Consider the following 270-nt stretch of genomic DNA (forward strand, 5'->3'; position numbering starts at 1 on the left):
GCATAGGGCGGCAGGTTCGCGAGCACGGCAAACACGAAGAAGCGTCTCAGCGCATTGTCGAGATCCAGCTCGTGCGAATACAGGCAACCGGCAAGAATCGGCGCGTAAGACACGAAGAAGTTGCCGTCGTGGCGGTAGAAATCGTACGACAGCAACGCTTGCGGGTCGTAAAGCAGCGTCGAGCCCAGCGCCAACAGCCCGAACACGGACAAGCAGGTCACGAACGGCGGATAGCGCCGGTCGAACAAGCGCCACGCGCAGAGGCAAATC

1 protein-coding gene is annotated in these 270 nt (G+C 60.7%); it reads right to left on the minus strand.

Translation table 11 applies throughout. The features are described from left to right. Positions 1-248, minus strand: a 248-nt coding sequence (locus tag ACPYOJ_RS35470; protein ID WP_481420406.1) for a hypothetical protein, incomplete at its 3' end; no start/stop codon positions are given. Positions 249-270: the final 22 nt, after the last annotated feature.

It is taken from the genome of Rhizobium sp. SVR5-9E, assembly GCF_056755095.1.